This window comes from Aeromonas sp. R5-1, from assembly GCF_040908265.1.
In the GTDB taxonomy this organism is placed as follows: Bacteria; Pseudomonadota; Gammaproteobacteria; order Enterobacterales; family Aeromonadaceae; genus Aeromonas; species Aeromonas caviae.
This window is the reverse complement of record NZ_JBFODJ010000067.1, coordinates 1-8433: the sequence shown is the minus strand read 5'-3', so window position 1 is coordinate 8433 and position 8433 is coordinate 1. Positions and strand designations below refer to the sequence as shown.

The 8433-nt window shown below is 59.6% G+C and carries 6 protein-coding genes and 1 pseudogene; 3 read left to right on the top strand and 4 right to left on the bottom strand.

The features are described from left to right. Positions 1-145 precede the first annotated feature (145 nt). The gene (locus tag AB5Y64_RS10125; RefSeq protein WP_039040120.1) at positions 146-2140 is read left to right on the top strand and encodes a methyl-accepting chemotaxis protein; all 1995 of its coding nucleotides are present in this window, start codon (positions 146-148) and stop codon (positions 2138-2140) included. A 62-nt stretch (positions 2141-2202) separates the two neighbouring features. On the opposite strand, the gene AB5Y64_RS10120 is transcribed toward AB5Y64_RS10125, so the two are convergent. Together AB5Y64_RS10120 and AB5Y64_RS10115 are read right to left on the bottom strand one after the other, a co-directional pair. Next, positions 2203-2616: a hypothetical protein gene (locus tag AB5Y64_RS10120; RefSeq protein WP_010675902.1), complete on the bottom strand. Its 414-nt coding sequence runs from the start codon at positions 2614-2616 to the stop codon at positions 2203-2205. Positions 2617-2746: 130 nt separating this feature from the next. Beyond that, entirely contained in the window at positions 2747-3748 is a 1002-nt protein-coding gene (locus AB5Y64_RS10115) for a sensor domain-containing diguanylate cyclase (RefSeq protein WP_039040121.1), read from the bottom strand. A 386-nt stretch (positions 3749-4134) separates the two neighbouring features. Between AB5Y64_RS10115 and glnK the strand changes: the two genes are divergently transcribed. Beyond that, the gene (gene glnK / locus AB5Y64_RS10110) at positions 4135-4473 is read left to right on the top strand and encodes a P-II family nitrogen regulator (protein ID WP_039040122.1); all 339 of its coding nucleotides are present in this window, start codon (positions 4135-4137) and stop codon (positions 4471-4473) included. A gap of 25 nt (positions 4474-4498) precedes the next feature. Further along, positions 4499-5740 (top strand): annotated as a pseudogene (locus AB5Y64_RS10105) (ammonium transporter). 646 nt (positions 5741-6386) lie between these two features. On the opposite strand, the gene AB5Y64_RS10100 reads toward AB5Y64_RS10105, so the two are convergent. Continuing rightward, complete coding sequence (locus AB5Y64_RS10100; RefSeq protein WP_152610184.1) at positions 6387-7163, bottom strand: hypothetical protein; 777 nt, start codon at positions 7161-7163, stop codon at positions 6387-6389. A gap of 202 nt (positions 7164-7365) precedes the next feature. Further along, on the bottom strand, positions 7366-8397 hold the full coding sequence (locus tag AB5Y64_RS10095) for an IS630-like element ISAhy2 family transposase (protein ID WP_001809438.1): 1032 nt from the start codon (positions 8395-8397) through the stop codon (positions 7366-7368). Positions 8398-8433: the final 36 nt, after the last annotated feature.

The following is an 8433-nucleotide window of genomic DNA, read 5'->3' as shown; positions in this document are numbered from 1 at the left end:
CCCCCCCCAGTTTTTTCACCTTTTCCTGCCTGGCCGCATCATGTTATGTGAGCGATAACAAACGTTTCACTTTCGAAATAAATCATAATGGTCCCTCACACAACAGACGCGGGCACGATCCCGGGCACAGTGGACAGGAGTCGTTATGGGATGGAATCTGGGCACAATCAAGGGGCGCTATACCGCCGTTTTTCTGGGCTTCATGGCGCTGGTGTGCGCCCTGACGGTGATCGGCATCCAGATCTGGATCACCCCCGCCCTACAAAAAGCGGGGGAGGAGAACGTGGCGCTGCGAGTCGGCGAGATAGCGACCGATATCCGTGACCAGCTCAACGGGGTGCAGACCCAGTCGCGCAGCATTACCCAACTGGTGGCACAACTGCCGAGCGAGCAGATAGATGCCCAGCTCCCGGCCCTCATCGACCAGTACGGCAACGGCATGGTCTTCGGTGGCGGCATCTGGCCCCTGCCGGACAAGCGGGAGGCGGGGCGCGCCAAGTTCAGCACCTTCTTCCACAGGGATGCGTCCAACGCCCTCATTCCCAACACCTACTGGAACTCGGCAGAGGCGCCCAACTATTTCGATCAGCCCTGGCACAAGGCCGGTCAGCAGGCGCCCCGTGGCGTCTGTGCCTGGGCCGCCGCCTACAAGGATGGCGCGAGCCAGCAGCCGAGAACCAACTGCGCCATGGGGATCTACCAGGATGGCGCCCTCTACGGGGTGTCGACCATAGACGTCACCCTGGGCTTCTTCAACGACCTGGTGGCCAAGAAAGAGCAGGAGATCGGCGGTCAGGTGATGATCATCGAGGCTGACGGCAAGATCCTGAGCCGCAACGCCCGTCTGACCGGGGATGTGGTGCTCGGCAACCTTTCCGCCCACGCCGACTATCCCTTCGCCCTCGCCATCAGCGGCCTGCTGGGCCAGGATGCGAGCAAGGGGCAGCTTCGCACCACCTTCCAGGATCAGGGTGAGGAACAGACCCTGCTGATGGAGGCCATCGAAGGGACCCCCTGGCTGCTGGCCGCCGCCCTGCCGACCCGCACCCTGACCCAGGACAGCCGGGATGTGCTCGCCACCCTGGCGAGCATCCAGCTCCCCCTGGCGGGGCTGCTGTTCGTGCTCATGGTGCTGGCCATCAGCCAGCTTGGCAGCCGCCTGCAGACCCTCAAGCTCAACATCGACGCCCTCAGCGCCGGCGACGCCGATCTGACCGCCCGCATCCAGGTCAAAGGGCATGACGAGCTGGACAACATCGCCCTGTCGGTCAACCGCTTCATCGCCTTCCTGCAACAGATGATGGTGCAGGTGACCGCCGCCACCGACCTCATCACCCGAGAGCTGGCCCAGCTCGATCAGCAGACCGGGCAGGCCAGGCGGATCCTGGGGGAACACGCCAGCGAAACCGATCAGGTCGTCACCGCCCTCAACGAACTCAGCTCCACCGCCGACAGCGTTGCCCGCCACGCCAACGACTCCGCCAGCTTCACCGAGGCCGCCAACGGTCAGGCGGCCAGCTCCCGCAAGGTGGTGGGATCGGCCTCCGCCAGCGTGGTGGCCCTCATCGACGAGGTGGATCTCGCCGCCGCCAAGGTGCTGGAGATGCAGGAAGATGCCCAGCAGATCGGCAGCGTGCTCGGGGTGATCGGCGGCATCGCCGCCCAGACCAACCTGCTGGCGCTCAACGCCGCCATCGAGGCGGCCCGGGCCGGTGAACAGGGCCGGGGCTTCGCGGTGGTGGCCGACGAGGTGCGTGCCCTCGCGGCACGCACCCAGAACAGCACCGCCGAAGTGGGCAGCATGTTGTCACGGCTCACCCAGGGGGTCGCCGAGGCCGTGGTCGCCATGGAGCAGACCAAGCGCAGTTGCCAGGCGGCGGCCGACACCACGGGGCAGGTCACCGGCGGCCTCGACACCATGGCCGACGCCGTGGTGCAGATCCACGATCTCAGCAGCCAGATCGCCACCGCTGCCGAGGAGCAGAGCCGGGTGACCGAGGAGATCAACCGCAACATGGTGAGCATTCGCGACATGCTGAACCTCCTGGTGGAGAACGGCGGCAACACGGAGCAGAGCGCCGCCACCCTGCTGGGGTCCAACCGCCAGTTGCTGGCCCTGGTGCACCGCTTCAAGGTGTGAGCCAGAACACCAGGCAGCAAAAAGGGGCCCGCGGGCCCCTTTTTCATTCACCTTGCCAGGACTCAGGCCTTGTTGGCCAGGTTCAGGGTCTTCACGGTCTCGCCTTCGAACTTGATGACCACGTTCTTCTGGGCCACTTCGGAGTCTTTCAGCAGGGACTTGGTGGTCTCGGCCAGCAGCGGGGAGGCCTTGTTCAGAGCGTCCAGGTCATAGGTCCACACTTCCAGACCGGCGTCGGTCTTGGTGCTGGCCGGGGCGCCCAGCTTGTCCTTGATGGCCTGCTTGTTGGAGCCGCCTTCCTTGATGTCCAGAGCCTTCTTGATCGCTTCGTTGGAAGCGGTGTCCATGGCGTTGCCAGCCATCTCTTTGGCGGTGCTGGTGACGCTGCTGGTCACGGTGTCGGTCAGGGAATCCATCAGGCCGGCGTGGGCTACCAGAGGCAGGGCGGTCAGGGCAATCAGCAAGGACTTTTTCATGAAGATACATCTCGCAAGAATGAAAAGAGCGCGCATGAAACCAGCGGGATGAATTGGAGTCAAGAAAATCCCTTGGTCAAGCCGTATTCGGGGGGGAAAAGCCCCGTAGCGGCTCCGACCAGTGCCCTTGTCAGCCGCTGAGCTGGTCCTTGCCCGCCAGCTTGGCCCGGTAGAGCGCCCTGTCGACCCGTGCCATCAGGTGGGACACCTGCTCGTCGGGGTCGGACTCCACCAACCCGAAACTCAAGGTCACGGGCTCGATCCCCTTGACCCTGGCATGGCTCAGGCGCTGCCTCAGCTTTTCGGCCACCACCCGGGCGTCGGGCAACCGGGTATTGGGAAGCACCAGCATGAACTCGTCACCCCCCCAGCGAGCCAGCAGATCGATCTCGCGGATGCAGCCCCGGGTCAGCTGCACGATATCGATCAGGGTCTGGTCCCCCACCCCGTGGCCATGGCGATCGTTGATCTGCTTGAAGTCGTCCACGTCCATGGCGATCACGGCAAAGGGCTCCTTGAAGCGCTTGGCGCGCTCATGCTCCAGCCGCACCGCCTGCTCCAGCCGATAGCGGCTGGCAGCGCCGGTCAGGGAGTCCGTCTCCGCCAGGCGGCGGTTTTCCTCCACCTGGAACTGCAATGCCTGGTTGAGCCGCTCCAGTTCGGCGGTACGCTGCGCCACCTGCTGCTCCAGGGTGCGGTTTTGCAGCTCCAGCCTGGCGTAGAGTTCCCGCTGGGCGTGGATGTTGCGGTGTGCCCCCACCATCCTGGCGACACTGCCGTCCGGGTTGCGTGCGACGATGCGGCCACAATCCGCCACCCAGAGGTAGTCACCGTTACGGCAACGGCAGCGGTATTCGGCCCGGTAGTCCGCCGCCCGCCCGCTCAGGCAGGCATCGAAGCTCTCCATGACCTGCGCCAGATCGTCCGGGTGGATCAGGTTCTCCCAGGTGAAGACTGTGTTGTCGAGGGAGTGGGGCTCATACCCCAGCATCTGATACCAGCCGGGATAGCGATGGACATAGCCGGTGTTGGCATTCCAGTCCCAGAGACCGTCGCTCACGACCTCCAGCATGCCGCTCATCACGGCCTCGTCGAGGGCCGGTAGCCTTGTCATCTCATTGTCATGCAGCATGAAAACCTTCCTTGTTCTGCTACTCGGCGCCACGGATCCGCTTGTTGACCTGGCGGGAAAACCGGGCCTGCCGGTCGAGCCTTCAAGGGGGCGACTGGCCTCGACACCCCGTCATGACGGGTTATCGGCCAGGTTGCCCTCTTGTTGAACAACAGTAGCAGCCCGCACACTTTCGAGTCTTGCGCGCCGTCACGCTCCCTTCCGTTCTTCTGCCGGCCAGATTGCACCACGGCGGTGCACACCTTTGGCGCAGCCCTGCCCATATTGGGCAAGCCTCGCTGACCAGGGTTGCGATTAATAAGTAAGTGCATGAATAAAAAGAAAAATACTTTTCTGGCGCAATATTTGCCTTTATCTGGGTGAACCACAAGGATTGGGGATATTGCATGAAATTAATCACCGCCATCATCAAGCCGTTCAAACTCGACGACGTGCGCGAAGCCATCGCCAGCCTCGGCGTCGAGGGGCTGACGGTTTCCGAGGTCAAGGGGTTTGGCCGCCAGAAGGGGCACACCGAGCTGTACCGGGGTGCCGAATACCAGGTGGATTTCCTGCCCAAGGTAAAGCTGGAGATCGCCACCCTGGCCGACAACGTCGAGCAGATCATCGAAGCCATCAGCAAGGCCGCCCACACCGGCAAGATAGGTGACGGCAAGATCTTCGTTTATGACCTGCAGGCCGCCGTGCGCATCCGCACCGGCGAGACCGACGCAGACGCCCTTTGATACGACTGGAACTGAGGAATACGACATGGAAGAGTTGATCACATCCGTCAGCGAGCTGCGCTATGCACTCGACACCTTCTACCTGCTGATCTCCGGCGTGCTGGTCATGTGGATGGCCGCCGGGTTCGCCATGCTCGAAGCCGGCCTGGTCCGCGCCAAGAACACCACCGAGATCCTGACCAAGAACATCCTGCTCTATGCCATCGCCTGCATCATGTTCCTGCTGGTCGGCTACAACATCATGTACGTGGACAACAGCGCCGGCGGCTGGCTGCCGAGCTTTGGCAGCCTGATGGGCAGCCAGGCGGACGACGCGGGCCACTCCCTGCACTCCGACTTCTTCTTCCAGGTGGTGTTCGTCGCCACCGCCACCTCCATCATTTCAGGTGCGGTGGCAGAGCGGATGAAGCTCTGGTCCTTCCTGCTGTTCTGCGTGGTGATGACCGGCTTCATCTACCCCGTGGAAGGCTACTAGAGCTGGGGTGGCGGCTTCCTGAAAGAGGCGGGCTTCTCCGACTTCGCAGGCTCCGGCATCGTCCACATGGCGGGCGCTGCCGCTGCCCTGGCCGCCGTGCTGCTGCTCGGCCCCCGTCGCGGCAAATATGGCAAGCAAGGAGAGATCTACCCCATCCCCGGCTCCAACCTGCCGCTCGCGACCCTGGGCACCCTGATCCTCTGGATGGGCTGGTTCGGCTTCAACGGTGGCTCCCAACTGGCGCTCTCCAGCGCCGCTGATGCCACCGCCATCGGCACCGTCTTCGTCAACACCAACGCCGCCGCGGCCGCCGGTGTGGTCGGCGCCCTGCTGGTCAGCAAGCTCACCTGGGGCAAGGCGGATCTCACCATGATCCTCAACGGCGCCCTCGGCGGTCTGGTCGCCATCACCGCCGATCCCGCCTCCCCCAGCCCGCTGTTCGCCAGCCTGATCGGCGCCCTGGCCGGTGCCCTGGTGGTCTACGCCATCGTCGCCTTCGATCGCCTGAAGATCGATGATCCGGTCGGTGCCATCTCGGTACACGGCGTCTGCGGCCTGTTCGGCCTGATGGTGGTGCCCTTCTCCAACACGAGCGCCACCTTCGGTGCCCAGTTGCTGGGTGCTGCCACCATCTTCGGCTGGGTCTTTGCCGTCTCCCTCGTGGTCTGGAGTCTGCTCAAGGCCACCATGGGCCTGCGGGTCAGCGAAGAGGAAGAGATGATGGGTGTGGATGTCCACGAGTGCGGCATCGATGCCTACCCCGAGTTCGTCAGCGTCAAATCCAGCATCTGACACGGCCATCGGATGCGGGGCCCGGGGGACACCTCGGGCCCCGTTTTTTTGGCGGCTCGGCGCCCCTGAAGGCAGGAGGGCGGTTCGAGTGATGCCACTCTGCCACGCAACCGGTGAACCCTCTGCTTTGCCCCCTCCCCTTTGCAAGGGGAGGGTCGGGATGTGCCGTGCCGATTGATGGATGGAGCCATAACCCCCTCCCCGCCTCCCCCTTGGCAGGGGGAGGAGCAACCAAGCGCCCCTGGCTGGACGAATCAAGTCATGGATGTGGCAGATGAAAATACATTCAAGAGGCGCCATTCACATCGGGCATTGCCCCCAGATAGACTGGCATTGTGCCAACCCGCTTCCCTCACCCTAGCCCTCTCCCAGCGGGAGAGGGGATAAAGCGGCACCTGGGAGATGATCGCTTACCACACCGGTTCGGCTAACCGCAATACCATCAGTCACGTAGGTTCGATTAGCGAAGCGTAATCGGACAGCGTATTTGCTCCCTTCTCCCCTTGCGGGAGAAGGGTCGGGGATGAGGGGTAGGAAAAAGAGAGTTCGCGGTAAACGTTGGGCTTCGCTACGTTCAGCCACAACCTACAAAAGCGGTAGGGTTGGTGCTGAACCTGCGAAACTCAACATACGAGATGATCAACAGTTAAATACTCAGGCCATGTCTCGACTCATCCGATAGTGGATTTTTTAAGGCTTCTTGGTATGCCGCCTCGCATTTTCGCCAGAACGCATAATGAGATGCACGCAGCTCCATTTCGACGTTTGCGTCAAAGTGAACCGAAAATATATATCGCACTGAGCCCAGGCTTATTGAACTTTGAAAGCTTGTGGGGATTTGTGTTTTTGAATCGAAATGAACAATAAGTCCTCCGTGCGCTGCGAATTTATACTCTCCGAGTTTATGGCGATATGCCTCATAGGTCGGGTCTGCATCAATTCTTAGAAAAATAATGTTTCGCCTAGACTGCCCTATGGCGAAATCGCAAGCTTCTAATGGACGGGGGCCACATGATTCAGCAACATGGCAACATAATAGTTTGGAAAAGTATCTAAATACATTGAAGTACTCCTCTGAGCCAGAGGTATATTGTGGCAAGCTGAATACTAACGAAAGATCACGACCCTCTGACAAAAACGAGAAGACCAAAGCATGAAACCGGTCGAATTCATGGTCAGCAGCTTGTGTACGAGTTCCATTACACAAGGAACACATCCGAGCAGAGAAGTGGAAGGCTCGGGACTTCGGGCCTTGTGCCAAACGAGGAATGCTTTCGCCATCGAATTTTCCGATAAACATAACATCCTTCCCGAAAATTTTTCGCAAAGCAGAAGCTTTTATTTTGTGCTCTCCAGTGAGAGATTTACCCGACCCGCACAGACAACAATTTTCTGCTTGGTACGGTTCAAAAAATTTCCCCATCAAAAGGCTCCAAAGATACTCGTAATTGGCGGATTATACTCTGTAGTGCAACACCTACTTTAAAATCAGGCCTCCTTGAGTTACTCGCAAAAGTTCACCTGAGGTTGTTTAAATACCAGACATATACGGGACCTTGAAGTTGAACCGCTTTTTGAAGGCTGAAAATACCGCCACCGTCACTAAATAACTGATCCCAATAGTGCTACACCTTCGCTGTGCCATAGCCATTCCCCGGGAAAGGAGACACGGTATCCATGAAGTGTTTCACTCGGGCCAGCAGGTTTGCCATCCCTCTGCATTGATGATTGCGCGTGATGGTTTCATGTAACTTGTGCCATAGCCGTTCTATGTGATTAACCCAAGGGCTGTAAACTGGCTGGAACACCAGGCAGAACTTGGGATTCTTCTTCAACCATCGCTCGGTCTGTTTGCTTTTGTGAATGATGTAGTTATCGAGGATCAACGTGATGGTTTTGGCTCGTCGGTAGTGGTGGCGCAGCTTTTCCAGCATGGCAATAAACAGCGATGAGTTTTTCTTGATCCCGCTGACGTAAAGTACCCTTCCGTTGCCTGCGTGGAGAACGCCTGCCAGATAATGCTTGGCATTCTGCCCCGGTGTGACAACCCGCTTTTGCTGCGCTCTGAACATCCAGTCGGCTCCTAATTTGGGATTGAGGTCTATATCGACTTCATCCTCATAAAACACCGGATTATCGGCATCACAGCGGGCCAGCGCGGCGTCGATATTCGCCATTTTTTCCTGATAGGCTGGGTCTTTTATCCGCAAGGTCGGCACGGGCCTGCGCCAGACAATGCCCATACGAGGTAACCATCGGCGGAGCGTGGAGGCTGCCACATTGAGCCCTGTTAACCGATTGATTTTTATAGCCAATAGTTCAGTACACCAACGGCTGCGCTGATAACCAAAATCTTGCGGAGAAAACTGCATGAGCAGCACCAGTAAGGTGACAATCTTGGCGATAGGTAAGACTGGGGCACGGCCAGCCGGTAAGGCTTCTAGCGCATCTATGCCTTCATCTCGATACCACCGAAGCCAACGACCGATGGTCGAGCGCGCAGCGCCGGTAAGGTGATGAACATCGGTGATCGTGCGTCCTTCATGTAACAGCAAGATGGCCATCAAGCGACGAGCATGTCCTTTATCACGGGTGGCATGGATGATTTTGTGAATGCGGCGCCGTTGTGGTCGTGGCAGAGGTGGTAGGATAGGCATCAACTCAGTCCTTTGGGTGTGGCTTGTTTTGTTTAG

What these genes read in the sequence shown, in the direction of transcription:
- AB5Y64_RS10125 (WP_039040120.1), top strand. Translation starts at nt 146, where the DNA reads ATGGGATGGAATCTGGGCACAATCAAGGGGCGCTATACCGCCGTTTTT.
- AB5Y64_RS10120 (WP_010675902.1), bottom strand. Translation starts at nt 2,616, where the DNA reads ATGAAAAAGTCCTTGCTGATTGCCCTGACCGCCCTGCCTCTGGTAGCC.
- AB5Y64_RS10115 (WP_039040121.1), bottom strand. Translation starts at nt 3,748, where the DNA reads ATGCTGCATGACAATGAGATGACAAGGCTACCGGCCCTCGACGAGGCC.
- glnK (WP_039040122.1), top strand. Translation starts at nt 4,135, where the DNA reads ATGAAATTAATCACCGCCATCATCAAGCCGTTCAAACTCGACGACGTG.
- AB5Y64_RS10100 (WP_152610184.1), bottom strand. Translation starts at nt 7,163, where the DNA reads ATGGGGAAATTTTTTGAACCGTACCAAGCAGAAAATTGTTGTCTGTGC.
- AB5Y64_RS10095 (WP_001809438.1), bottom strand. Translation starts at nt 8,397, where the DNA reads ATGCCTATCCTACCACCTCTGCCACGACCACAACGGCGCCGCATTCAC.